The sequence below is a fragment of the Clostridium sp. KNHs214 genome (assembly GCF_000744935.1).
GTDB lineage: Bacteria > Bacillota > Clostridia > Clostridiales > Clostridiaceae > Haloimpatiens.
On the sequence record NZ_JQMW01000009.1, the window covers coordinates 392460 to 418125 of the forward strand.

The 25666-nt window shown below is 30.1% G+C and carries 24 protein-coding genes and 1 pseudogene; 19 read left to right on the plus strand and 6 right to left on the minus strand.

The window, feature by feature from the left end; all coding sequences use genetic code 11:
* Window positions 1–36: 36 nt before the first annotated feature.
* The 7 genes from CC89_RS04325 (at window position 37) to CC89_RS04355 (ending at window position 8698) form a co-directional block, all read left to right on the plus strand.
* The gene (locus tag CC89_RS04325; RefSeq protein ID WP_051931481.1) at window positions 37–927 is read left to right on the plus strand and encodes a carbohydrate ABC transporter permease; all 891 of its coding nucleotides are present in this window, start codon (window positions 37–39) and stop codon (window positions 925–927) included.
* A gap of 106 nt (window positions 928–1033) precedes the next feature.
* Window positions 1034–1843, plus strand: coding sequence for a carbohydrate ABC transporter permease (locus CC89_RS04330; protein ID WP_035289468.1), 810 nt, complete (start codon window positions 1034–1036; stop codon window positions 1841–1843).
* Between the two features lie 99 nt (window positions 1844–1942).
* A complete protein-coding gene (locus tag CC89_RS04335; protein ID WP_035289470.1) occupies window positions 1943–3103 on the plus strand; it encodes a GNAT family N-acetyltransferase in 1161 nt (386 codons plus the stop codon).
* 60 nt (window positions 3104–3163) lie between these two features.
* Entirely contained in the window at window positions 3164–4960 is a 1797-nt protein-coding gene (locus tag CC89_RS04340; protein ID WP_035289473.1) for a DUF4091 domain-containing protein, read from the plus strand.
* Between the two features lie 56 nt (window positions 4961–5016).
* A complete protein-coding gene (locus tag CC89_RS04345; RefSeq protein ID WP_035289476.1) occupies window positions 5017–6120 on the plus strand; it encodes an ABC transporter ATP-binding protein in 1104 nt (367 codons plus the stop codon).
* Between the two features lie 72 nt (window positions 6121–6192).
* Window positions 6193–7161 (plus strand): uroporphyrinogen decarboxylase family protein, encoded by a 969-nt coding sequence (locus CC89_RS04350; protein ID WP_051931484.1) that lies wholly within the window; start codon window positions 6193–6195, stop codon window positions 7159–7161.
* Between the two features lie 493 nt (window positions 7162–7654).
* On the plus strand, window positions 7655–8698 hold the full coding sequence (locus tag CC89_RS04355) for a DmpA family aminopeptidase (protein ID WP_081896957.1): 1044 nt from the start codon (window positions 7655–7657) through the stop codon (window positions 8696–8698).
* 160 nt (window positions 8699–8858) lie between these two features.
* Here the strand turns inward: CC89_RS04355 and CC89_RS04360 are convergent, their stop codons facing one another.
* A complete protein-coding gene (locus CC89_RS04360) occupies window positions 8859–9338 on the minus strand; it encodes a hypothetical protein (protein ID WP_035289479.1) in 480 nt (159 codons plus the stop codon).
* A gap of 190 nt (window positions 9339–9528) precedes the next feature.
* Between CC89_RS04360 and rpsA the strand changes: the two genes are divergently transcribed.
* The 3 genes from rpsA (at window position 9529) to CC89_RS21030 (ending at window position 11334) form a co-directional block, all read left to right on the plus strand.
* Window positions 9529–10701: a 30S ribosomal protein S1 gene (gene rpsA / locus CC89_RS04365; RefSeq protein WP_035289482.1), complete on the plus strand. Its 1173-nt coding sequence runs from the start codon at window positions 9529–9531 to the stop codon at window positions 10699–10701.
* 345 nt (window positions 10702–11046) lie between these two features.
* Window positions 11047–11187: a CPC_1213 family protein gene (locus CC89_RS04370; RefSeq protein ID WP_207641497.1), complete on the plus strand. Its 141-nt coding sequence runs from the start codon at window positions 11047–11049 to the stop codon at window positions 11185–11187.
* A 15-nt stretch (window positions 11188–11202) separates the two neighbouring features.
* A complete protein-coding gene (locus CC89_RS21030) occupies window positions 11203–11334 on the plus strand; it encodes a hypothetical protein (protein ID WP_286161302.1) in 132 nt (43 codons plus the stop codon).
* Window positions 11335–11424: 90 nt separating this feature from the next.
* Here the strand turns inward: CC89_RS21030 and CC89_RS04375 are convergent, their stop codons facing one another.
* Window positions 11425–11985, minus strand: coding sequence for a ferritin family protein (locus CC89_RS04375; protein WP_081896958.1), 561 nt, complete (start codon window positions 11983–11985; stop codon window positions 11425–11427).
* A gap of 239 nt (window positions 11986–12224) precedes the next feature.
* Between CC89_RS04375 and CC89_RS04380 the strand changes: the two genes are divergently transcribed.
* The 8 genes from CC89_RS04380 (at window position 12225) to pyrE (ending at window position 19698) form a co-directional block, all read left to right on the plus strand.
* Window positions 12225–13088, plus strand: coding sequence for a pyridoxamine 5'-phosphate oxidase family protein (locus CC89_RS04380; protein WP_035289489.1), 864 nt, complete (start codon window positions 12225–12227; stop codon window positions 13086–13088).
* 354 nt (window positions 13089–13442) lie between these two features.
* Entirely contained in the window at window positions 13443–14369 is a 927-nt protein-coding gene (gene pyrB / locus CC89_RS04385) for an aspartate carbamoyltransferase (RefSeq protein ID WP_035289492.1), read from the plus strand.
* Entirely contained in the window at window positions 14369–14800 is a 432-nt protein-coding gene (locus CC89_RS04390) for an aspartate carbamoyltransferase regulatory subunit (RefSeq protein WP_035289495.1), read from the plus strand. Before pyrB ends, CC89_RS04390 begins: the two co-directional genes overlap by 1 nt.
* Before the next feature lie 92 nt (window positions 14801–14892).
* Window positions 14893–16083 (plus strand): dihydroorotase, encoded by a 1191-nt coding sequence (locus CC89_RS04395; protein WP_035289498.1) that lies wholly within the window; start codon window positions 14893–14895, stop codon window positions 16081–16083.
* Between the two features lie 233 nt (window positions 16084–16316).
* A complete protein-coding gene (gene pyrF / locus CC89_RS04400; RefSeq protein WP_035289500.1) occupies window positions 16317–17186 on the plus strand; it encodes an orotidine-5'-phosphate decarboxylase in 870 nt (289 codons plus the stop codon).
* A gap of 46 nt (window positions 17187–17232) precedes the next feature.
* Complete coding sequence (locus tag CC89_RS04405; RefSeq protein ID WP_035289503.1) at window positions 17233–18006, plus strand: dihydroorotate dehydrogenase electron transfer subunit; 774 nt, start codon at window positions 17233–17235, stop codon at window positions 18004–18006.
* A gap of 118 nt (window positions 18007–18124) precedes the next feature.
* Window positions 18125–19036, plus strand: a complete 912-nt coding sequence (locus tag CC89_RS04410) for a dihydroorotate dehydrogenase (RefSeq protein WP_035289506.1) — start codon at window positions 18125–18127, stop codon at window positions 19034–19036.
* A 95-nt stretch (window positions 19037–19131) separates the two neighbouring features.
* Window positions 19132–19698 (plus strand): orotate phosphoribosyltransferase, encoded by a 567-nt coding sequence (pyrE, locus tag CC89_RS04415; RefSeq protein WP_035289509.1) that lies wholly within the window; start codon window positions 19132–19134, stop codon window positions 19696–19698.
* 141 nt (window positions 19699–19839) lie between these two features.
* Here pyrE and CC89_RS04420 read toward each other — a convergent pair whose 3' ends face one another.
* Complete coding sequence (locus tag CC89_RS04420; RefSeq protein ID WP_035289512.1) at window positions 19840–20619, minus strand: nitroreductase family protein; 780 nt, start codon at window positions 20617–20619, stop codon at window positions 19840–19842.
* 336 nt (window positions 20620–20955) lie between these two features.
* Window positions 20956–21507 carry a ferritin-like domain-containing protein gene (locus CC89_RS04425; RefSeq protein WP_051931486.1) on the minus strand — a complete coding sequence of 184 codons (552 nt, stop codon included), beginning with the start codon at window positions 21505–21507 and terminating at the stop codon, window positions 20956–20958.
* 198 nt (window positions 21508–21705) lie between these two features.
* Here CC89_RS04425 and CC89_RS04430 point away from each other — a divergent pair, with 198 nt between their 5' ends.
* Window positions 21706–23280 carry a DEAD/DEAH box helicase gene (locus CC89_RS04430; RefSeq protein WP_035289515.1) on the plus strand — a complete coding sequence of 525 codons (1575 nt, stop codon included), beginning with the start codon at window positions 21706–21708 and terminating at the stop codon, window positions 23278–23280.
* A gap of 91 nt (window positions 23281–23371) precedes the next feature.
* Here CC89_RS04430 and CC89_RS04435 read toward each other — a convergent pair.
* Both CC89_RS04435 and CC89_RS04440 read right to left on the minus strand, forming a co-directional pair.
* A pseudogene (locus CC89_RS04435) lies at window positions 23372–24806 on the minus strand (ABC-F family ATP-binding cassette domain-containing protein).
* Between the two features lie 172 nt (window positions 24807–24978).
* The gene (locus tag CC89_RS04440) at window positions 24979–25341 is read right to left on the minus strand and encodes a phage holin family protein (RefSeq protein ID WP_035289519.1); all 363 of its coding nucleotides are present in this window, start codon (window positions 25339–25341) and stop codon (window positions 24979–24981) included.
* Between the last annotated feature and the right edge of the window lie 325 nt (window positions 25342–25666).

Sequence of the window (25666 nt, forward strand, 5' to 3'; positions counted from 1 at the left end):
ATTTGAATATGCATTAATAAAAGGGCGGTGAGAAACGTGAGTAGAAACAAAAAAATCAATTTAAATAAACTAAAGCCCTATGGTTATATATTACCCTTAGGAGTAATATTATTTAGTTTTTATATAATTCCCATAATTATGTCTATATACTTTAGTTTTACAAAGTACAATATAATGACTCCAGCAGTGTTTACAGGTATGGATAATTATAAAAGATTGTTTCAGGATAAAGTTTTTATAGAGGCAGTTAAAAACACCATAATTGTAACTTTGGTGGTGGTACCAGTTCAAACTATCCTTTCTCTTTTAATGGCCGTATGGCTTGTGAGTAAAAAGGAAAGTAGACTTGCAAGATTCGTAAGAGGAGTGGTTTTTATACCTGTAATATCTTCTATGATATTAATAGGGATTGTTTGGAGAGTTATGTTAAATTCAGATATGTCACCTATAAATTATATAATGTCTACATTTTTTAATGTGAGTGCTAATTGGCTTGGTAATCCTAAAACGGCATTACCGACATTAATGGCTATTGCTATTTGGAAAAATATAGGGTATTTTATAGTTATTTATATAGCAGCATTAATGGATATTCCATCTAGCTATTATGAAGCATCTAAAGTAGATGGAGCCAATAAACTTCAGGAATTTTTTCATATAACTCTTCCGCTTTTAAAGCCTACAACTATAATGGTAGTATTTTTAGGAACTATATGGTCTTTTCAAATATTTGATCTAGTATATACGCTAACAGGGGGAGGTCCTGGTACCACTACTATGACATTAGTAATGCATATATACAATTTATCTTTTAAAGAGTTTAACGCAGGCTATGCTATGACTGTAGCTAATGTACTTTTCTTTATAATAGCCATAATCTCTATACTTCAAAGAAAGTTTATAAGGAGGGAAGAATCAAGCATTTAGAAAAGTTTTTAGCTAATGATTATTAATTGGTTGAAATCCAGACCCAATGCCTAAACATAACTTAAGACTTTGGCATTGGGGACTAAAAATAGGGAGGAGGAAAAACATGAAAACATTAAAGAATATCATATGTAATTTTATTTTACTTGTAATTGCTAGTTGTATGCTGGTTCCGTTTATATACATGTTAATAATGTCTTTTAAAGTGACTTATACTGCTTATAATTTTAATTTATCCTTAGCTGATGTTACTTTGCAAAACTATATAACAATTTTTAAGGATAATAATTTTATGCATTACTTTTTTAACAGTATGTTTATAGCTTTAAGTGGCGTAATTTTAACTGTTATTTTTAGCAGTCTAGCAGGCTATGCTTTTGCTAAAATGGACTTCGCAGGAAACAATAAGTTGTTTTTCTTTATGATAATAACCCTTATAATACCTTCTCAGGTTACAATGATACCACTATATATAATAATGAAAAATTTAGGATGGATAGATAGTTATTTCGCTTTGATCTTACCTATACCAACGGCTTTTGGAGTTTTTTTAATGCGTCAGGCTATTTTGAATATTCCTAAAGAATTATTAGAATCTGCAAAGATAGATGGTTGCTCAGATATTAGAATATTTTTTCAAATAGTATTACCGCTTATAAAGCCAGCCATAATAACACTATCCATATTTACTTTTGTAGGGGCTTGGAATGAATTTTTATGGCCATTAATCATAACCACTGATGATACGGTGAGAACTTTAACTGTAGGGCTTTCTACATTGGGAGCACAATATACAGTGAACTATGGACTTATAATGGCAGGGGCAACTATTACGTTTATTCCTTCATTTATATTCTACTTAATACTTCAAAATAAATTTGTAGAAGGAGTAACTTTATCGGGAATGAAAGGATAGTTGCTTGTTAGCAACTAGTCAACAGTGATTGGGGATGCAGACTAATGATTAGGAATTAGTTCTTTTGGAGTGTTCATTAAAAGTAAGAGAGTGAATTTTATGGAATTGAGATCTGCTAGAAGAGAAGATTTTGAAGAAATTTTAAAACTTATAAATCATGTATTTAGAGATACAAGAGGAGAAAAGGCAACTATGGGTCAGGAGTTTCCTCTGCTTTTAAATATAAATAATCTAGAAAACATGATAGGAATTTATGAAAATGATAAACCTATAAGTGAAGTGAATTTTTTAAAGGAGAAAATATACATAGAGTCAGCAATTATAAATGCAGCATCTATAGGTGGCGTTTGCACTCATGAAAATTTTAGAGGAAAAAATTATGCTTCAAAGATACTAGATAAGGTAGAAGAAAAAATGTATGTGGATGGAATAGATGTAGTTCTTATATCTGGAGAAAGGACTTTATACACTAGAAGACAATGTATGAAGGTTGAAAATTTTTATAGATACACTATAATTCCTGAAGATTTAGAAATGGTATACATAAGAAAGGATAACATGAAATCAGAAAGTGCCTTATGCATAAAGAATTACCAAGAAAAATATTTTGATTCTATGGTTCATATATATAACTTGAATTCTACAAGATATAAAAGAACTTTGAAAGAGTTTAGTGTGCTTTTAGAGTCAGCTACTATTTCTTGGGGTAATTATACTTATGAAAAATACGTTATTGCTAGAGAAGATGAGTTTTTAGGATATATAATTTTAAGAATAATAAATGAGGAAAGTAAACATGGACAAGTGATTGAGTGTGCAGGAAAAGCTGAACATGTATATGAATGTCTTAAAAAGATAGCTTATGATAAAAAACTCAGTTATATAGATCACTATGTTCATATTAAAGATAGAATGAATTATTTTCCTAGTACAGAGCAAAGAAATTTAGATTGTCTTCATGGTACGGTGAAAATAATAAATTTTACAAGCTTTATGAAAAATTTGAAACCATATTTTAATCAGCATGTAGAGGAAGAAATAATTAATAAATTGAGCTTTACAAGCGGAGAAGACGGATCTCATATAATTATAGGAGAGGAAGATTTTAAAATTTCATCTATAGAAATGGCTACTAAGTTAGTGTTTGAAGGGATAGATAGTGAACAAGATTTATTAGAAAGATTACCTAAAGTAAAAAGGTTTATGAGTCGGGTTTTTCCAATTCCTTTTGTATGGACTGCAAATTTAAACTATCAATAAAGTAAATTAAAATGTGTATCCTATTTATATATTTAAGTTTAAGATTAGAGAGGAATTATTATGAATGTACAGTATGTTTTTTTAAATTCATCTTTTAAGCATATAAAGGATGAAACTCCTAAAGAGATTTGGGAAGAAAAAGGATTTAAAAAGCCAGTAAATTTAAATGTTATTAAGGAAGAAAAATTTGCTTTTTGTATTATGATAAAGGCAGATGAGGATTTTGTATGTTCTTTAGATATGAACAATAATATTGGTCATTTAGGACTTATAAATAGAGTTAGATTTTCCTTAGAATGTTTAAAAATTAATAATCAAGATTATAAAGAAAGTAGTAATAAGATTGAAGAAGACTTTTCAATACATTTTATAGGATATGTTAAAGATGATAATGGAAAGTTAGTTGGAGATGCTATTTTAAGGGAAAATTATACTGTAGTAAAAAAAGATGAAGAGAGGCTTCTTTGGGTACAGGGGAAAGTACCTAAGAACTATATAGGGGAGAAATTTTTAATTAATTTAAATATGTACTTACAAAGTCAGTATCTAGAGGAAGAAAAAATAGCTAATGAGATTATCAGTATAAATGTCACTGACATGCTTTTAAAGCCTTTAAAAAAGGAATATTTTCATTTGGATTTATGGCAGCACTTGAGAAGTTTATCTACATACTACAAGGTGCCTTTGTGGTCTGAAGAGCATTTTATTATAATAAAGAATTATACAAAAGAACTGGCTTCTTTAGGGCAAAAAACTATAACTGCTGTAGTATCTGATTTTCCATGGGCAGGGCAAGGTTGCTATAAAGTTAAAGAAAAGCAGGCAAATCTTTTTGAAAGCAATCTAGTTAAGGTAAAAAAGGATCAATACGGAAATTTAAATTGTGATTTTTCCATATTGGATAGATATATTGAACTGTGTATTGAACAAGGTATAGAAGAAGAAATAGATTTGTTTGGACTTTTAGGTAATTGGGATGCTATGAGTTTTGGAAATCCTTTAAAGGATTATAAAGATCCTATTAGAATTAGTTATTTAAATGAGGATACTGGAAGCTTTAAGTACATAGATTCAAAAGAAGAGTTAGGTGTATATATAAAACTTCTTTTAGAGCATTTTATAGAAAAGGGTTGGTGGAGTAAGGTGAGGATTATAAGTGATGAACCGAACAATCCACAAATTGCTAAACAATGTAAGGAGTTTATTAGTGGTTTAGTGCCAGAGTATGAAGTGTTTTATAAGGTAGCACTTCATGATATGAAGTTTTTGAAGGAATATGCTCATGCTTTTCATGATATATCCTTAAGTTTGCCTCTTACAATTCAAAGTATAAATTCACTTTCTTTAAGGGAGAAAAATAAAGGCAAATGTACTTATTATGTTTGTTGCTTTCCAGATAAATTAAATAGTTTTTTAAGTTCCCCCCTTATAGAAAGTAGATTAATAGGTTGGTATGCTTATTATTTTAAAATGGATGGATTTTTAAGATGGGCTTATGTTCTTTGGCCTTTTAAGCCTTTTGAGGATGCTTCCTATAAACATCCAGTATGGAAAGCAGGGGATATGTTTTTTCTATATCCAGGGAGTGATTTAAAGCCTATATCTTCTGTAAGATGGGAAAATTTAAGATTTGGGCTTCAGGATTACCAAAAACTTATGATGATACAGGATAATTTTAAGAGTTTGAATAGGATTAGTGAAATGGAAAAAGATTTAGGGCATAAAATACAGGATGAATTGAGTGAACTTTTAGGAAATAAGGAAGAAATGAAATCACCAGATGATAGAACTGTGGAAATGAATTATAGTTTAAATTTACAAGATTATACGAATTTTTTTGAAAAATTTTTAAAGTAGATTTTTGTAAAAGCTACCATAATTAAATAATAGAATTTTGTATTGGAGGGAAAAGTTTGTCGGGATTAAAACTTACTAATATAAATAAGAAATATAAAAATGGAGTTCATGCGGTAAAAGATGTAAATCTAGATATAAAGGATAAAGAATTTGTAGTGCTTGTAGGTCCGTCTGGTTGTGGAAAATCTACTATTTTAAGAATGATAGCAGGTCTTGAAGAAATAACTTCAGGAGAGCTTTCCATAGGAAATAAGGTAGTAAATGAAATAGATGCAAAGGATAGGGACATAGCTATGGTATTTCAAAATTATGCTCTATATCCTCATATGACTGTTTATGAAAATATGGCTTTTGGACTTAAAATGAGAAAAATACCTAAAGATGAAATAAAAGAAAGAGTAAATAATGTAGCAGAAATACTTGGTATACAGGAGTTCTTAAGAAGAAAGCCTAAGCAACTTTCAGGGGGTCAGAGGCAAAGGGTCGCACTGGGAAGAGCCATAGTAAGGGAACCTAAAGTATTTTTAATGGATGAACCACTTTCTAATCTAGATGCAAAGCTGAGAGTTCAAACTCGTTCAGAAATAACCAAACTCCATAAAGCGTTAAATACAACCTTTGTATATGTGACTCATGATCAAACAGAAGCTATGACTATGGGCACTAGAATAGTAGTTATGAAAGATGGAATAATTCAGCAAGTAGATACTCCGCAGAATATATACGATAAACCTAATAATGTATTTGTAGCTAGTTTTATAGGTTCACCACAGATGAATTTTATGGAGGGGACTTTAAAAGAAGTGGACGGATATATATATATTGTATTAAATGAAGACAGTATAATTTTAAATAATGAATTATCAAATAAAGTAAGGGAAAAAGCATACATAGGAAAGAAGTGTATTTTAGGTGTTAGACCAGAACATATAACCATAGCGTCTAATATTTGTGATGATAACTTAAGTGTGGGAGGTAAAGTTCATGTAGTAGAACACTTAGGAGCGGAAAATTATGTACATGTAGATACACCTAATGGAAGTATAGTTCTAAGGACTCCCTCACATCAGCAAATATCAGCAGAAAATGAAGTTAAATTATTCATCCATAAAGAAAACATATACTTATTTGATAAAGAAACAGAAGAAAATATAAATTAAGATAGTGGATATCTTATAGTAATTTGTTAGGGTGTCGTAGGATTAGTTGTACAAAAGAAGGGTGTGATAAATTTGTCATTATTAGATTATATAAATGAGAAAAAAGGAGCGTGCTTACTTCCTTTTATGGGCACTAATGGCTTGTTTTTAACAGGATACACTATATATGAAGTTTATAATTCTCCAGAAAAACAGCTAGAAGTAGCTAAGAAAATGGATGAGTATTTTCCATCGGATTTTATATATCCAATGGATGATGGAAATATATTTTGTGAAACTTTAAGTATTCCTATGAAAACTCCGGACTATGATTTCCCATCGGTAGAAGAACATCCCGTGAAGAGTTTAGAGATACTTAAAGAATATAAAGTACCTAATCCATATAAAGATGGAAGAATGTCCACTAATTTAAAGTCACTAAAGCTTATAAGTTGTAATTTTAAAAAGCCTTTATTTGTTTCCTTGCAAGGTCCATTTACGTTAGCTTGTCAAATGGCTGGCATATCTAGAATAGCTAAAAGTTTAGTAAGAGAACCAGAATTTGTGCAGGAAATTTTAGAATTTACAACGGAAGTAGTTTTAAATTATGCAAAAGCTATAGAAGAACATGGAGTACAATATATATCTATAGCTGAGCCTTCTTCAGGAATGATTTCTCCTAAGGCTTTTTCTAAATTTATATATCCTAAACTGCAACACATATATAATAACTTAAGCTGTTGGAAGGGAATACATATATGTGGTAAAATATATCATATAGTAGATCAACTTATGACTGTAGGAGCAGAAGGCATAAGTTTTGACCAAATAATGAATTTACCTAAGTTAGCTAAGAATTTTCCTAAAGATAAGGTAATTGTAGGTAATATAGATCCTATACAGGTGCTTAAAGTTATGAGACCAGAAGAAATAGAGAAAGAATCTAAAAAACTTATAGATTCTATGAAACCATATAATAACTTTCTTTTGGCATTTGGGTGTACCTGCTTAAATGATACCCCTGTAGAAAATTTAAAAGCTGTGATCTCAGCACTTAAGTAAATATTAAAAAATAATTTTTATTATAGTATGGCATATGGAGATTTAAAGTTATTTATTATGAATAAGAAGATATTATAAAATAATTTTATCTGTCTAAAAGAAGAATTTCTAAAATTAAATTTAGACAGTTCCTTTGCTTCTTATGCAAGTCATTCCAGATAAATTTCATAATTCAGGTAATGTAATGCTTTTGTGGTATAATACTTAATATAAAAATAGTTATAAATATATTGTATTAGGCACATTCAAATAAATAACAAGTCAGTATGCCAGTCTATTTTGCATCATACTGCATCAGCAGAACCCGCTGATAGTTCTTACTAGCGACGGAACCTGCTTCCTTGTCTGACACAAAATATACCAGCATCTTTGACTTGTTATTTCTTTTCATGTACCTTAGCTTTTTCTTATGTATAGTTTATGCAAATAAGGAATTAAAATAAAAATTCTTGATAGTTTTCTATAATAATTAAAGGAGTTTGGGGGAGTTGTTGTGCAAAAAAGAATAAGAGATTATGGAATAAACATAGGAAAACTAAAAATAGGTAAGAATAATTTAATTACAGATGTGCTAGGTGTAAGAGTAGGGCATGTAACTTTAAAAAGTGGAGATATAAATACAGGAGTTACAGCTATAATTCCTCATGAAGGAAATATATTTAAGGAAAAGTTAGTAGCTTGTAGCCATGTAATAAATGGATTTGGTAAAACAGTAGGAACAGTTCAAATAGAAGAATTAGGAACATTAGAAACACCTATTTTATTAACCAATACATTGAGCGTTGGTTTGGTAAGTGATGCTTTAATAGAGTATATGCTTAAGGAAAATGAAGATATAGGGGTTACAACAGGAACCATAAATCCTGTTGTATGTGAATGTAATGATGGCTATTTAAATTGTATAAGAGAAAGAAATGTAGGTAGGAAGAATGTTTTTGAAAGTATGGAGAATGCAGATGTGATATTTAAAGAGGGAGCCGTTGGTGCAGGAACAGGAATGACATGCTATGGATTTAAAGGTGGTATAGGCTCAGCTTCTAGGATAATAGAATTAGATGGTAAAGAGTATACTATAGGAGTTTTAACCCTTACTAACTTTGGAAGAGGTGAAGACTTAATAGTAGATGGTGAAAAAATAGGAGAAGAAGTATTTTGTTGTAATGAAGAAGATAAGGGGTCTTGTATAATAATAATTGCAACGGATATTCCATTAAGCTATAGGCAAATTAAAAGGGTATGTAAAAGGGCCTCTGTAGGCATGGCTAGAACAGGTTCCTTTATAGGTAATGGCAGCGGGGAAATAGTCATAGGATTTAGTACGGCCAATAAAATATATCATTATGAACAACAGGATATAATAAATATAAAAATAATAAATGAAGATAAGATAAATTTAATTTTTAGAGGGGTTGCTGAATCAGTTGAAGAGGCAGTACTTAATTCTTTAGTGTGTGCAGAAACTTTAAAAGGAAGAGATGGACATGTTAGACAAGGATTTAGTGAGATTTTAGAAAAACTGCAGTTCAATAATCAATAATCCCTAGTCTCCATTAGGACTTGTTATTTAGTAAGTACTAGTCTTCATTTAGGTTTTAGAAATAAGACTGAAGGAGCATATTTATTATACTAGTATCTAAATAAAATCTTTCTTGAGGGTTATAGACTGGAGATTAGGGATTGATAAAAAAATAGTGTTTCTATGGTTTGAATTTTTTCAAAACCTGGGCATTTAGTATGAAATTATATTGAGAATTATGTTTTTGTACATCTTGCAGTATTTCAAAGGCCATATTAGTGAAAGATTCATTGCAAACACTTTGAATCATGAGTATATAAAATTTTGTAAATAAATCGATATATATTTGGTTATTAAAAAAGGCTGTTTCTATTCCCTGGATAAAGTCAGTAGGTTCAGTAAAAAAATTTTTTTCAGTTATAGATGGATTCTTACCATTAAAATATAAAAAAAAGTTTTTTAATAAACACTGATGTTTATTCATATCGTTTTTAATAGAATTTAACAAATTTATTTCATTTTTATCTGATGTATTTTTTATTAGATAATTGAAAAGTTTTTGATTATAGCATTCTTTCTTTATATATTGAAAGGAAAGATTTATAGCATCATTTAAGCAATCTAACTTAACATTGTAAACAGGTGGCATGCCATCGTACAAATTTATCACCTCCGGGTATAAAAATATATAACATATAAAAAAAGGAAAAGTGTATAATAATATAATATGAATAAAAATACTTTTTGTTGAAATAAATATTTTAAAGTTATTTATATTTTTATTTCTAGTATGTTAGAATTTATATTAGTAAAAGATTTTAAACTTTTTTATAAGGTAAGGAGTGTTTTATATGACTACAGAAAATATGAATGATGTGTCAATGAAAGAATTTATGGATGAAGTGGATGCAAGCATGAGAAAATTACACAAAGGGGAAATAGTAAAGGGGACAATAATAGGTTTAAATGAAAATGAATTAATGGTTAATATAGGCTATATAACGGATGGAATAATACCTAAAAGTGAAATATCAGAGGGTGAAGGAGAAATAAAAGATTATTTTAAAATTGGTGAAGAAGTATATGCTTATATTTTAGATATTAATGATGGAGAAGGAAATGTATTATTATCTAAAAAGAAGGCTGATAGGATAAAAGTATGGGATGAACTGGAGAATTTCTATAAAAATGAAGAGGTATTTGAAGTTATAGTGAATGAAATTGTTAAAGGTGGAGTTACTGCTAAAATAAAAGGGTTGAGAGCATTTATACCAGCATCACAAATTTCGCTTTCATACGTAAAAGACTTGAATGTATTTGTTGGAAAATCACTAAATGTCAAGATAATAGAATTTGATAGTAAAAAGGAAAAGATAATATTATCCGCAAAAGAAGTAGAGAAAAAAATTGCTAACGAAAGAAAAGAACAGTTATGGAATAGTGTACAAAAAGGTGAAATTAGAAGTGGTGTAGTTAAGAAGTTAGCTAAATTTGGAGCTTTTGTGGATATTGGAGGATTAGAAGGTCTTGTACATGTGTCAGAACTATCTTGGGGAAGAGTTAAAGACCCATCACAGTTGCTATCAGTAGGTGACAATGTACAAGTTTATGTATTGGATGTCGATAGAGAAAAAGAGCGATTATCCTTATCCATAAAAGATATAACTACTGATCCATGGGAAGAAGTAGCAGTAAAATTTAAAGTAAATGATGTGGTAGAGGGCACAGTAGTTAAGTTAGCTAGTTTTGGTGCTTTTGTAGAGATAACTGCGGGAGTAGAAGGTCTTGTACATTTATCAGAGATATGTGAAGAGAATATAGCTAAACCTTCAGATAAACTAAAAATAGGAGATAAAGTAAAGGTTAAAATTTTGGGCTTGAATCTTGAAGAAAAAAGAATAAGCTTGAGCATTAAAGAAGCTGTAGATAAGCCTGTAGAAGATTTTTCAGCTTTTTTAGATGAAAAAGAATCAGGAGTTAATTTAGGTGAATTATTTAAAGATAAACTTAAGGATCTTATGTAAGAAATTTGTGACGCAAGTACAATAAGAAAAATCATACTTTAAGTCCATAAAAAAATTGTAATTTGGGACTAATCACAATACGCTAAGAACTTCTACATGTTTGCAGATTTCAATACCCTAAAACCTTAACTCGCTCCTTGCGTCCCTCAAACAAGAAGGTTTCTTAACGGGAATTGAAATCTGCAAACATAAGAAGTTCTAAAGCTAGTTCAATAGTCCCCAATTCCAATTTTTTTATTCCCTTAAAGTATGATTTTTCTTATGGCACTTACTTCGTAATTTATTCTTACGGTGGAGTATAAAATGAGAATAGCGGGAAAACATAATATTGAGGTGAAAAGTATTATGGAAAATAAGATGAAAAGCACTAAAAATAATAAAAAAGAAGATGGAGACTTTAAGAAGAAAAATATAAAGCATGGATATGAAGAGAGTGCTAGAGCAGTTTTTGGTATGGAAAATCAAATAAAACCATTAGAGGATTAGAATAGGAGAATAGATATGGCAAAGAAAATGTACGAAACTCATAAAAAAGGTAAAAAAAATGATGGGCATAAGCCAGAAGAAAGGGCAAAGGGGAACAAAAGGACAGAGGAAAGATACGAGAATTTCCATGGTGAACCTATAGAATAAGAATTACCCCAGTTTACAGTGAACAACTGGGGCAGTTTCATTATAAACAAAGTTAATATTAAAGATTGCATTAAACAAGATTTACCATTTTTAAAGTATGAAATCTTGTGGTATTCTTTGATACATTGGAAAATCAGCGTATCTGGTGAATTTTTCTTCAGAATATTCATCTTCTAAATTTTCTCTTTTCTTTTCACAGCAATTTAAATATAGTATATAGTTATATTTTATACTATGTTTTATTTCATCTGTTATTATTTCGAATAACATATCTCTTGAACATCTAGAAGGTAAGCCTTTCTTTATTTCTCTATATTTTTCTACGGCAGCTAATTCACCAAATAGCGCTTTTTTAATTCCAGCTATATAAGATTTAGGCTTTTTAAATTCTGAATCTTCACTTGGAGGAACATGCATTCCCGTTATTCCTTTATATATTTCCCTGAACATTTTGTTGTGTTTTAATTCATCATTTCTTATGGACTCTATTATTTCTTTTTCTTCTTTTGTTGGAGCTTTTTTAATAAGGTATTCATAAAATTGGGCATCTTCTTTTTCACCTTGAACAGCTTCTTTTATTAGTCTTAAAGAATTATTTAAAGCTGCTATATTACACATCATTCCACCATAATAGTAAGGATTGCTATACATATGCCTTAGGACCTCCAATAAATATTTACTCACTAAATATTATATTAAACATTTAAGAATAAGGTTCTTAATATTTAAAATATCTTTAAAAATTAAATTTTGGTTAAGTTTTACATCCAATTGTCAAAATAGTATGAAAATATGGTATAATTAATTATAATATTCAAAAATAAGTATATATATAAATAAAGGTTTTGAGCAACATAAATAAGTAGAATAATAAAAAAGGGGTGGATTTTATGCAAAGAACCATGATAATTTATGAGGGATTAAAGGAAACTACAGAAAAAATCGTTAAAAAAATGGCACTAGTACTAGGCCCTGCAAGATATTGTACTACAGAAGGGTTTAAAGAGGACTATAAAAATTATGATTTATTTGTAATTGCAGCTCCAGTATCTGGAGAAAAATTAAATGATAAGATTTTAAAATTTGTAATGGAAAATGCAACTTGGCTTATTAATAAAGAAATAGGATTGATATGTACAGATACTGAAAAGGATCCGGGAATAAAGGCATTAAAAAAACTTCAGTCTATATTAGGGAGTGCAGTAGTACACTGTAAAACTATAAAGTGTGACAAGTGTATAGGAGAAATAGTGCAGTTTTCTCTAGAACTTAAGAGAATAAGAGAGAGTTTTTTAAAGACTATGCCAAAAGAAGATTTAAAGAAAAGTATAGATGATTTTATAAATTCTCATAAAATATGTGATTTGGCTACAGGATACAATAATTGGATCAGGTCAACTCCTATGGAATATATATATAAGGACGGAGGTATATATATATTATCAGAAGGTGGAAAAAAATTTGCAAATATAATATTAAATAATAGAGTTAGCATAAGTATATATGGAAAACCTAATAATGAGGATTCTTGGGAAGGTATGCAAATAAGAGGGAAAGCGGAAATATTAGAGCTAGGCACGGAAGAATATAGTGAAATATTGAAATTGAAGGGAATTGATGAAGCAAAATTAAATTTAATGCCTGGGATATTAAATTGCATAAAAATTAATTTTGATAAAATCGAATATTTAAGTTCTAAATTTAAATCTTTAGGATATAGTACAAAACAAATATACTATTATAAGCCATTTTAGTATTATGGTAATAGGTGATAGTAAGTAAATATGGAATAAACTCATTTTGCGGCTAGTAAATAAGAACATTACTTATTGCTCAAAGTAATATTTATTAAATTTTTAAAATACCCTTGATTTTTGTTTAGCCACTGTGGTAAAATACAGAAAGAAAAAATAATATAGCCTTTAAGAACAATCCAGAGAGATTGGGAAGGAAAGTAAAAAGTACAAATATATTTACGAGGTAAATATATGTACCTTTTATAGCTATAGGTAAATTTAGATTTGCGTATTCTATGCCTTCCCTAAAGGGAAGGCATTTTTAATACCTTTAAGACTAGTCCAGAGAGACTAAAAAGGAGGAAAATAGATATGTTAAAAGGAAGAAATTTAATTGACCCTATGGATTTTACTACAAAAGAATTAGAGGAAATTTTTGAAAGGGCAGAGGACATAATTGCAAACCCAAAAGACTACATGCATATATGTGACGGGAAGTTATTAGGAACTCTTTTCTTTGAACCAAGTACAAGAACAAGATTAAGTTTTGAAGCAGCTATGCTTAGACTTGGAGGAAGTGTTTTAGGATTTTCAGAGGCAGGCTCCAGCTCAACAGCTAAGGGAGAAAGCGTAATGGATACAGTGAAAACTGTAAGTTGCTATGCTGATGTAATAACTATGAGACACCCTAAAGAAGGAGCTCCAGTAGTAGGTGCTATGGGAGCAGATGTACCTATAATAAACGCTGGAGATGGAGGACATCAACATCCAACTCAAACATTAACAGATCTACTAACCATAAGATGTACAAAAGGAAACCTATCTAATTTAACAATAGGTCTTTGTGGAGATTTAAAGTTCGGTAGAACAGTACACTCACTAATAAAGGCCATGTCTAGATACGAAAACAACAAATTCGTATTGATATCTCCAAATGAATTGAGAATTCCAGATTACATAAGAACAGAAATATTAGAAAAAAACAATATAGAATTTATAGAAGTAGAGAAACTAGAGGATGTAATAGGAAAGTTAGATATACTATATATGACAAGAGTTCAAAAGGAAAGATTCTTTAATGAAGCAGATTATATAAGACTTAAAGACAGCTATATATTGGATAATGAAAAAATGTCTAAAGCTAAAGAAGATATGATAGTAATGCATCCACTACCTAGAGTAAATGAAATAGCATATGAGGTAGATAGTGATCCTAGAGCATGTTATTTCAAACAAGCAAAATACGGAATGTTCGTTAGAATGGCTTTAATAACAAAACTTTTGGGGGTGGAAAAATAATGTTAAAAGTAGATAGTGTCAAAAGAGGTATTGTAATTGACCATATTAAAGCAGGAATGGGAATGAAGATATTTAACTTTCTAGGTCTTGATAAAATAGATGGCTCTGTAGCTTTAATAATGAATGCTTGTAGCGAAAAGATGGGTAAAAAAGATATTATAAAAATTGATAATGTAATTAATATGGACTTTACAATGATAGGTATAATGGATCCTAATGCCACTGTGAATATAATAGAAAATGAACAAATAAAAGAAAAAATAGCATTAAAGTTGCCAGACAAAGTGGAGGATTTAATAAAGTGTAAAAATCCAAGATGCATAACTTCCGTAGAAAAATATATACCACATGTTTTCTATCTAGTAGATAGAGAGAAAGGTCAATATAGATGTAAATACTGTGATGAGGCACATAATTTAGAAAGAGAATAAAATAACAATCCCCAGTAGCCAGCCTTTAGTTTTCAAATTAAAATGAAGATTAGGGAGTGGAGACTGGGGACTAAATTAAAGGGGGTTTTTGTATGGAGCTTCTTATAAAAAATGCTCAGGTAGTGGATTCATCACAAAACTTTATAGGTGATGTTTATATAAAACATGGAATAATAAATGAGATAGGAGTAGATTTACATAAACAGTGTGATGTTTTAGATGCAAAAGGAACTGTATTAATGCCAGCTTTTGTGGATTTGCATGCTCACTTTAGAGAGCCTGGATATACCTACAAAGAAGATATATTAACAGGATGTTCTGCAGCAGTAAAAGGTGGGTATACAACAGTAAATTTAATGGCTAATACAAAACCAGTATGCAGTAGTATGGATATGGTCAATTATATTGTTGATAAAGGAAATAAAATAGGGTTGGTAGATATAAATCAAGTGGTTTCTATAACAGAAGGACTTAAGGGGGAAAGCCTTAAACACTTAGATACCATAGATAAATCTGTAAGATTTATCTCGGATGATGGCAGAGGCGTTCAAGATAGTAAAACAATGCTAAATGCTATGATGAAAGCTAAAGAGAAAGGCTTAACTGTCATTGCTCACGAGGAAAATGAAGATATAAAAGATTGTGATACAAGACTTGCAGAAAATTTAATGACCTGGAGAGATTTAACTTTAGCTAGGGTTACTGGTGCTAGACTTCATGTTACTCATATGAGTACTAAAGAATCAGTAAAGGACATTATAGAAGCAAAGAAAAGTGGTTTAGAAGTAACTTGTGATGTAACTCCACATCATATAGCTCTTACTAAAAATGAAGATTATAGAGTAAATCCACCTTTAAGGGAAAAAGAAGATATAGACTTTATAATAGAGGCTATAAAAAGTAATTATATAGATGCTATAGGAACAGATCATGCTCCACACTCTAAAGAGGATAAAGAAAAAGGAGCCAATGGAATATCAGGAATAGAAACGGCTTTTTCAGTATGCTATACAAAGCTGGTGCGAGAAAACGGCTTGAGTTTAAATAAATTAGTGGAAATTATGAGTAAAAATCCAGCAAAAATATTGGACGTGAGTAAGGGAGAAGTGAAAATAGGATATAAAGGAGATTTGGTTTTAGTAGATTTAAATAAGAAATATACTGTAGATTGTATGAGTTTTAGATCAAAAGGAAAAAATTCACCTTTCCATGGTAAAGAAGTTTTTGGTGAAATAATTAAGACAATTAAAGAGGGGAAAATTGTATATAGTAGAGAAGATTAAAACTGTATTAAGAGTTAAAGTATATTGAAATTTAGGAACGGTTTTAAAATAAATATATAATTTGAATTTTTTTATCCGATGACTACCTGCCGGAACACTGCCACTTCTAACAAAGTGGGAGATAACGGCAGCTACGTCCCTGGATAACGATCTCTAACCTTCAGTTGGAGTAAAAAAACTCCATCTGAAGCTAAGAGCTCTGTTTATAAAATAAACTTTTGGAGGTAAAAAAATTGATTATAGATAGATTGTACCAAAGCGTAAAAGAGAAAGGTTCTGTATGTGTAGGATTGGACACAGCAGTTGAATATATACCAGAGGAGTTTTTAAAAAAATATAATTCACTAGAGGATGGAATAGTTAGTTTTAACCAAAGAATAATAGATGCTACTATTGAAAATGCAGCGTGCTTTAAAGTGCAAATAGCATATTATGAAGCTTTGGGACTTTTAGGGCTTAGGGCCTATAAGAGAACTTTAAAGTATATAAAAGAAAATAAAGCTATATCCATATCTGATATTAAAAGAGGAGATATAGCTAAAACCGCACAAATGTATGCTAAAGCCCATTTTGAAGGAGATTTTGAAAGTGACTTTATAACATTAAGTCCATATATGGGAATGGATAGTGTAGAGCCTTATTTAGAATATGTAGATAAAAAGGAAAAGGGATTATTTTTATTATTAAGAACATCAAATGAGGGAGCAAAGGATATACAATACATAACAACGAAAAATGATAAAAGAGTGTACAACGTAGTAGGTGAAAAGATACAGCATATAGGTGAAAAGTACTTAGGAAACTGCCAATATAGCAGTATAGGAGCAGTTGTAGGATGTACTCACGGCGAGGAAGCTGAAAAAATTAGAAAAGATCTAAATAAAACATTTTTCTTAATACCTGGATATGGTGCTCAAGGCGGTGGGGCTAAAGATGTAGCCTTATATATGAACAAGGGTAATGGTGGTATAGTAAATTCTTCTAGAGGCATACTTCTGGCATATAAAAAGAGAGAGAATGGTGAAAAAGAATTTGATAGATGGGCTGGAGAGGAAGCATTAAATATGAGAAAAGCGCTGGAAGAGGCCTGTAAAAATATATAAGTAAGCTTAGGAATATTAATTATATAACTTTGGAGGATAAAATATAATGATTTGTTCCATAAAAAAAGTATTGAAAAATGAAAAAGTATGTGAAGATATATATAAAATAAGTATTAAAGGAAATTTTGAAGGAAATCCCGGTCAATTTTACATGTTGAAGGTTCCGTATAAGGAACCACTTCTTCCAAGACCTATTAGTATATATGAGGTTGTGGATGGGAAAATCGAATTTTTATATAAAGTAGTAGGTGAGGGGACAAAACTTTTATGCAAACTTAAACAAGGTGATGAAATTCAAGTTTTAGGACCTTTAGGAAACAGTTTTAATTTAAAAGATAGTAGCAAAAAAGTAGCGATGGTGTCAGGTGGAATCGGAATAGCTCCATTAGCATTCTTGTCAAGCCGACTAAAAAAACAATGTATAGATTTTTATGCAGGATTCTACAATGAGTCATATGCTGTGGACAATGTGGAAAAAAATGTTAATAACTTATACATATCCATGGAAAAAGAAGTAAATGGTAATAAATTACAAAGTTATACACAGAAAAGTAATATAAAAGTTGTGGATAACTCTTATATTACGGATATTTTTAAGCCTGAGAAGTATGAAATTGTATATTGTTGTGGTCCAAAGGTAATGATGGAAAAGGTCGTAAAAATGTGTAAAGAGAAGAATGTGCCAGTTTATGTATCTATGGAAAATAAAATGGCTTGTGGCATTGGAGCATGTCTTGGTTGTACCTGTGAAACTGGAGATGGATATAAAAGAGTTTGTAGTGATGGACCAGTGTTTAAAGGGGAAGAGATTATATTTTAAAGTTCAGAATAATGAGTGACATAATTTTAATAAAAGTATAAAAATATTAAAAATTATATATTTATTAAAAACAGATTGTTTTGATGATTTTTAAAACTGTGGGAGGATTTGATAATAGATGAGTAATATAGATACTTCATTAAGTATATGTGATGTAAATTTTAAAAATCCTGTTATTGCAGCTTCGGGAACCTTTGGTTTTGGACAAGAGTTTAATAAGATATATCCTGTAGAAAAATTAGGCGGTATATGTTCAAAGGGATTAACTTTAAATGAAAAAGCTGGCAATGCTGGTGTTAGAGTACATGAAACTAGAGCTGGAATGATGAATAGTGTGGGACTTCAAAATCCTGGAGTAGATTTTTTTATAAAAAAAGAGCTACCTAATATGAGAGAATTAGGAACAAATATTATAGCTAATTTAGGTGGAAATAATTTAGAAGATTACCTAGAAGGAGTAGAAAAATTAAATAATACAGATGTTGAAATTATAGAACTTAATATATCTTGTCCCAATGTAAAACAGGGTGGCATGGCTTTTGGAATAAAATCGAAAGTTGCATATGATGTGGTTAAGGAAGTAAAAAAAATATGCAAAAAGCCTCTTATGGTAAAGCTTTCACCTAATGCAGAGAACATAGTAGATATGGCATTAAAATGTGAGGAAGCTGGAGCAGATGCGCTTTCACTAGTAAATACATTTAAAGCTATGGCTATAGATATAAATACTGGTAAACCAGTGTTTGAAAATGTATTTGCGGGGCTCTCAGGTCCATGTATAAAACCCATAGCCTTGAGAATGGTGTATGAAGTTTGCAAAAATGTTCATGTGCCTGTAGTCGGCATGGGTGGAATTGAAAATTGGAAGGATGCAGTGGAGTTTCTAATGGCAGGAGCTTCAGCAGTACAAATAGGAACAATAAATTTTTCTAATCCATATGCTTGCTTAGATATAATTAAAGGTATAGAAGAATTTATGGAAAGAAAACATATTAGTTCCTTATCACAAATTAAATTGAGTATAAAATAAGTAAAGGCTATTTTAGCAAATAAGACTTAGTAAATAAATTTTATTTGCTATTAATGTGATAGATATATTAAATATAAACACTAGGAGGAATTATAATGAATAGTATGGTTATAGATATATTAAAGGAATGTGATGCACTTTTAGAAGGACATTTTTTATTATCTAGTGGAAAACATAGTGACAAATATGTACAATGCGCTAAATTACTTCAATATCCAGATAAGGCTGAAAAAGTTTTAAATGTAGTTGTTCATAAAATAAAGGATGTAGATTTTGATATAGTTGTAGGACCTGCCATGGGAGGAATTATAGTTGCATATGAAATAGGAAGACAAACAGGTAAGCCAGCTATATTTACTGAAAGAGTAGATGGAAAAATGGATTTAAGAAGGGGATTTCAAATACAAAAGGGACAAAAAATATTAATAACTGAAGATGTAGTAACCACGGGAAAATCTTCTATGGAAACAGCAAAATTATTAGAAGAATTAGGAGGAGAAGTGGTAGGCATTTGTTGTATAGCTGATAGGGGAGAAAGCAGTATGCCTTATACTATATATAGCTCTACAAAAATAGAAGTTAAAAGTTACGAAAAGAAATTATGCCCTTTATGCAAAGCGGGAATAGCATATGTAAAGCCAGGAAGTAGAAATATAAAATAATTTATGAATATCATTAACCTACAATAAGGTACAATGCGGTGGAATTATGAAATACTTTTTGTGGGTTAATCATGAATATAATAAAATAAGCTACCTACATAAAAAAGGTAGCTGTTTTATTATGTTTAAAATTTTGTAGTTTTAATCAGAGATTTCCATGCTAACAATGTATTTTAAATCCCTTATAGGTAAAAGTTCATGTTTTTTTAAACAAGCGCTAAGGCCGAGCTCTTCAGCAGCCTTAAACATATGGCATAGACCAATTCCCATGTCAATAAGATTTAATTTAGATAATATTTTTTCAGAGATAAAATTTTTAGTTTTCATATATACATGTAGAGTATTTTCTTCTACTACTATACGCCAAGGTTGTGAATTAACAGCAGAAGGAGCTATTCTCAAGGCATTTAATATTGGAATAAAATCTTTATTTATTTCACCTTCTACAAACTGTTTTATAGTTAATCTATTTCTTTTAGAAATAGGTGATAAATCTTCTTCAGCATACCCAAAAGATATTAAAATTATATAAGATTGATTAGTTTTTATAGGAGCTATTTTGTTAAATACATTTCTATCAATAGATCTACCTAGCCAACAGCTTCCAATACCTAAAGCTGTTAATTTTAATATTAATTGTTCGCCTACAAATCCAACATTTTCTAGGTAGCCAGGTTCTTCCTTAGAAGTAATTGCAATATAATGGGGCGCTATTACCTTAGAGTACATATTTGCAATCCCTTTGAATGTTTTTGAAATTACTTCACCATTTTCGAAAAATATAATGTCAAAGGGTATGTCGTTAAGGGGAGTTAGTTCATTTACAAACCATTTTACTGCATCCATGTGAGCTCTAGATATGGCTTGGCCTTTATATGTTCTTACAGATCTCCTTAAATTCATGGCTTCCATATTACTCATAGTATCCCTCCAATCCACCATTATTTTGTTTAAACTGCGGCTATTAATAATTTTTATACCACTATATAAAAATTACTAATACTAAATTTAAATCTGTTACTTTGCTTATAAGTAATATTTAAATTCATGTATTAACTAAATTATAATTAAAAAAAAAGTTTTTGCAAATGTTCACACTATTCTTTAAATAGCTTTATACTTTAGTATTTGCCTTATTATTTATCTTTCACCTAGTCTCCTCCTTAATAAAGATTAGTATTTAAATTATAAGTAGCCAAGTAATAAGTGAAGACTAAGGATTAGAGACTAGGACTTATATTAGTATAAATATTATTACTAAAGGGGTCTATAAACAATCCCACAGAATTTTTTTAATGCATTATTAAAAAGGCGTATATGAACTTTTTCATCTAGGATAATTCTTTGAAGTATTGCTCTAATATAAGGGTCATCAATGATGAATATGTGTTTTTTGTATTCTTCTATAGCCTTATATTCTGAATCTATATCAGCTTTTAGCCTTTCACAAAGAGTTATACCATAATAGACAAAACTACCATTCCAAAAATTGCCGCAGGTGCTATAAGAGCCTCTAATTACTGGATTTCCTCCTAGCTTTTTTATGAGATCTGCTAATATTTCCATGTGAAGCATTTCTGTTATGGATACATTTTCCATAAGAGCTCCCAATTCATCACTAATGTCCTCAAAAAAGAAGTGATGATACAGATATTGACTAATAGCGGTAAATTCACTAACCATTCCGGCATAGTCGTCCATTAATATAGAAGCATAATAAAGATTAGGACGAAGTACTTTTACCTCAGGATATGGAGATGGATCAGCGTATTTCTCTCTTTGATGCATTTCATAATTAATTTTACTCAAAATATATTCCTCCTAAACATAAGTGTATTACTACTATATATTTTTGTTATTTAAAAATTATGAATGTATAGAAGAGAATATCAGGGTATTTTTCACAAGTTTATTTTTTAGGTCATAAATTTCTATTAATTTAGGAATAATAAAGAATATAAAATATTATGATTAAAGGTATTTTTATTAAAAGAAAGAGGAGAAGATATGGAGAATTTAAAATTTGCAGATTTGGGTTTTAATAATAATATTCTTAAGGCTATAGATGATATGGGGTTTGAAGAACCTTCTAAGATTCAAGCAGAAGTTATACCCGTTCTTTTGGAAGGATTTGATGTTATAGGTCAGGCTCAAACAGGTACTGGAAAAACTTTTGCTTTTGGAGCTCCAATTTTAAACAGTTTTGAAAAAAGTACTGGCAAAATATATAGTCTTATTTTAGCACCTACAAGAGAATTGGCTATACAAGTAAATGATGAGATATCACGTATAGCAAAGCATACTAAAATTAAACTTCTGCCTGTATATGGAGGGCAACCTATAGAAAGACAGATTAAAACTTTAAAAAATGGAATAGACATTGTTGTAGGTACCCCAGGAAGAGTCTTGGATCTTATAAGAAGGAAGGTAATGGATTTAGGTTCTATTAAATTTTTAGTGCTTGATGAAGCTGATGAAATGCTTAATATGGGATTTATTGAAGATATAGAGGAGATAATAAATAAATGTAATAGTGAAAGGCAGACTTTATTATTTTCTGCTACAATGCCAAATGAAATCAAAAAACTTAGTAAAAAATATATGAAACCAGAAACGAAACAGATATCCATAATAAAAAATGCTATGACTGTGTCTACTGTAAGTCAATATTATTATGAAATTAAGCAAAAAGAAAGATTTGAATCTTTTTGCAGGATATTGGATGTGGATGCTCCATCCACTGCAATTATTTTTTGTAGAACTAAAAAAGGCGTAGATCAATTAGTAGAGTCAATGCAGGCTAGAGGATACAATGTAGAAGGAATGCATGGAGATATGAATCAAAATCAAAGGATGAATACTTTAAGAAAGTTTAAAGAGGGGAATCTTGAATTTTTAGTAGCAACAGATGTAGCAGCTAGGGGCATTGATATTGAAAATATATCTCATGTAATAAATTATGATTTGCCTCAGGATGTGGAATCTTATGTACATAGAATTGGAAGAACTGGTAGAGCTAATAGAGAAGGTACAGCGTACACCCTAGTTACTTCGAGAGAATACAGTCTTTTAAAACAAATTGAAAAGGCTACAAAAAGCAAAGTAAAGAGAAAAGAAATTCCAACTATTGATGACATATTTTATGCAAAATATGAAAATATGCGCGTTAAAGTAAAAGAAACATTAGAACGGGAAGATTATAAAAAATTTGTTCCTTTAGCTAAGGAAATGGATGATGAATTTAGTTTAGTGGATGTAGCTGCTGCATTGATGAAAAACATATACGATAAAGAAATAAGTTATGATTATACAGAAAATAATTTGGGAGGCAGTTCTTATAATGTAAGATTATTTTTAACCGTTGGCCGTATGGATAAGTTAAGTGCGAAGGGTTTAGTTCAATTTTTATGTGATACTGCTAAAGTAGATAAAGAGGATATTGGGGACATAGATATACTACAGAAGTTTTCTTTTGTAGATGTAACGGAAAAAGCCTCTAATCATATAATAAATTATTGTTCAGGCAAAAGGCTTTGTGGAAGAAAAATGAAAATTGAAGTATCGAAATCTAAAAAAAGATAATAAATATAGTGAATTATTCCATGTCTAGCGGATCTAACACTGTATTTTATAGAAGATGCAGTATTAGATCCATCACGACACTGGATAACTATTATAAGTTTATAATTTCTAGATATTCATCATAGGTCATTTGCTTATCTACTATGCCAGTAGGTTTAATTTCTATAATTCTATTTGCAATAGTTTGGATAAATTGATGGTCATGAGATGTAAACAAAATATTGCTCTTGTAATCTCTTAAACCATTATTTAAAGCAGTAATAGATTCTAAGTCTAGATGGTTAGTGGGCTGATCTAAAAGAAGTACATTTGCAGTGCTTAGCATCATTTTAGAAAGCATGCATCTAACTTTTTCTCCTCCAGAAAGTACATTTGCCTTTTTTAAGGCTTCTTCACCAGAGAATAGCATTTTACCTAGAAATCCTCTTAAATAGCTTTCAGATTTTTCCTCTGAAAATTGACGAAGCCAATCTACAAGGGATAGATCTACACCATTAAAAAATTCTGAGTTATCTTTAGGAAAATATGAAGTTGTAATAGTGATTCCCCACTTATAAGAGCCGCTATCTGGTTCAATTTCTCCTGTTAGTATTTTAAATAATGTAGTGTTTGCTATTTCATTTTCTCCTATAAAAGCAATTTTATCTCCTTTAGAGACTATAAAGGACACATTATCAATCACCTTAACTCCATCGATGGTTTTAGTCAGTCCATCTACTACAAGTATGTCGTTACCTACTTCTCTTTCAGGTTTAAATCCCACATAAGGATATCTTCTGGTAGATGGCTGAATGTCATCTAAATCAATTTTATCTAATAATTTTTTGCGGGAAGTAGCTTGCTTAGATTTAGAAGCATTAGCGCTGAAACGGGCAATAAAGTCTTGAGTGTCTGTCATGGGATACTACAATTACAGTTCCTTCAAAATTAATTAAAAATTCCTCTAACCAATTGATGGATTTTATATCTAAATGGTTTGTAGGTTCGTCCAAAACCAGTATTCCGGGATTGCCAAATAAGGCTTGAGCTAGTAGCACTTTAACCTTTTCACTACCGGACAGTTCCTCCACTTTTTTATTGTGTAAATCTGTTTCTATACCTAATCCTTGAAGAACAGAAGAGGCTTCAGATTCGGCTTCCCACCCATTTAATTCTGCAAATTCACATTCAAGTTCAGAGGCTTTAATACCATCTTCGTCACTGAAATTCGGTTTTGCATAGAGAACCTCTTTTTCTTTTATAATGTCGTATAATCTTTTGTTTCCCATAATAACTGTTTCTAAAACTTCATACTGGTCATATTCATAGTGATCCTGTTTTAAAACAGACATTCTAGTTCCATGAGCAACGGAAACATCGCCTGTATTGGGCTCTATTTCTCCAGATAAAATTTTTAAAAAAGTACTTTTACCAGCTCCATTAGCGCCTATAACTCCATAACAGTTGCCAGGAGTGAATTTTAAGCTTACATCTTCAAAAAGTTTTCTTTCACCATATCTTAAGCTAACATTAGTTACATTAATCACGTTAATTCCATCCTTTACTTAGATTTTCATACTCAATTCGACATTATATCATAAAAACCTGTGGATTTCACTCATAAAAATAAAGGATGCAACAAAATATTTGGAGCACCCTTTATTAAGAATATTGTTTAATCTAAGTAAGAATGTATTTTAAAAATTTTAATAGTTAAAATTACATAACCCTACCAGGTATTATGGCATCAACTATTCCAATGATAACTGCTGCTATTAATGCACCTAATATGGTAACTCGCATAGTAGGTACTATAAATTGTGTTAAGTAAAGTATTAAGGCTGCAATTAAGAAACCTTTTATGCCTTTTCCAAAAGGTGAAGCATCTACTTTCATAAATCTTTCAACTAAATAATCTAATACACTTATTACCACTGAGGCTAATAGTAATGGCCATAATCCATCAATAGTAAAGCCTGGTGTTAAAAAGGCTGTTATACTAACTACTACAGCAGTTACTACTAATCTAATTAAATAACTGACAATACCTGATATTTCTTTTTCTGGTCTATTTTCACTCATGTTTAATCACTCCTTGTTTAAATCATTATTTATATATATTTTGCACAAAAATACTAAAAATATTACTTATATGTATTAGTTTTTGTAAGTAAAATAAATCAAATTTTATTTTTAAAATTATAATTATAAAATATGCCATAGAAGTTTTATTTTTATCTGTCTAAAAGAAGAATTTCTAAAATAAAATTTAAACAGTTCCTTCGCTTCTTATGCAAGTCATTCCAGAGAAATTTCATAATTCAGGTAATGTAATGCTTTTTGTGGGATAATCATGATATAATTAATATTATGATTTTAACTTGACTAAACATATTTCAAAATTTAC

Excerpts from the sequence above, each read along its gene's own strand:
- CC89_RS04330 (WP_035289468.1), top strand. The coding sequence starts at position 1,034 with ATGAAAACATTAAAGAATATCATATGTAATTTTATTTTACTTGTAATT.
- CC89_RS04335 (WP_035289470.1), top strand. The coding sequence starts at position 1,943 with ATGGAATTGAGATCTGCTAGAAGAGAAGATTTTGAAGAAATTTTAAAA.
- CC89_RS04340 (WP_035289473.1), top strand. The coding sequence starts at position 3,164 with ATGAATGTACAGTATGTTTTTTTAAATTCATCTTTTAAGCATATAAAG.
- rpsA (WP_035289482.1), top strand. The coding sequence starts at position 9,529 with ATGACTACAGAAAATATGAATGATGTGTCAATGAAAGAATTTATGGAT.
- CC89_RS04370 (WP_207641497.1), top strand. The coding sequence starts at position 11,047 with ATGGAAAATAAGATGAAAAGCACTAAAAATAATAAAAAAGAAGATGGA.
- CC89_RS21030 (WP_286161302.1), top strand. The coding sequence starts at position 11,203 with ATGGCAAAGAAAATGTACGAAACTCATAAAAAAGGTAAAAAAAATGAT.
- CC89_RS04375 (WP_081896958.1), bottom strand. The coding sequence starts at position 11,985 with ATGTATAGCAATCCTTACTATTATGGTGGAATGATGTGTAATATAGCA.
- CC89_RS04380 (WP_035289489.1), top strand. The coding sequence starts at position 12,225 with ATGCAAAGAACCATGATAATTTATGAGGGATTAAAGGAAACTACAGAA.
- pyrB (WP_035289492.1), top strand. The coding sequence starts at position 13,443 with ATGTTAAAAGGAAGAAATTTAATTGACCCTATGGATTTTACTACAAAA.
- CC89_RS04390 (WP_035289495.1), top strand. The coding sequence starts at position 14,369 with ATGTTAAAAGTAGATAGTGTCAAAAGAGGTATTGTAATTGACCATATT.
- CC89_RS04395 (WP_035289498.1), top strand. The coding sequence starts at position 14,893 with ATGGAGCTTCTTATAAAAAATGCTCAGGTAGTGGATTCATCACAAAAC.
- CC89_RS04405 (WP_035289503.1), top strand. The coding sequence starts at position 17,233 with ATGATTTGTTCCATAAAAAAAGTATTGAAAAATGAAAAAGTATGTGAA.
- CC89_RS04410 (WP_035289506.1), top strand. The coding sequence starts at position 18,125 with ATGAGTAATATAGATACTTCATTAAGTATATGTGATGTAAATTTTAAA.
- pyrE (WP_035289509.1), top strand. The coding sequence starts at position 19,132 with ATGAATAGTATGGTTATAGATATATTAAAGGAATGTGATGCACTTTTA.
- CC89_RS04420 (WP_035289512.1), bottom strand. The coding sequence starts at position 20,619 with ATGAGTAATATGGAAGCCATGAATTTAAGGAGATCTGTAAGAACATAT.
- CC89_RS04430 (WP_035289515.1), top strand. The coding sequence starts at position 21,706 with ATGGAGAATTTAAAATTTGCAGATTTGGGTTTTAATAATAATATTCTT.
- CC89_RS04440 (WP_035289519.1), bottom strand. The coding sequence starts at position 25,341 with ATGAGTGAAAATAGACCAGAAAAAGAAATATCAGGTATTGTCAGTTAT.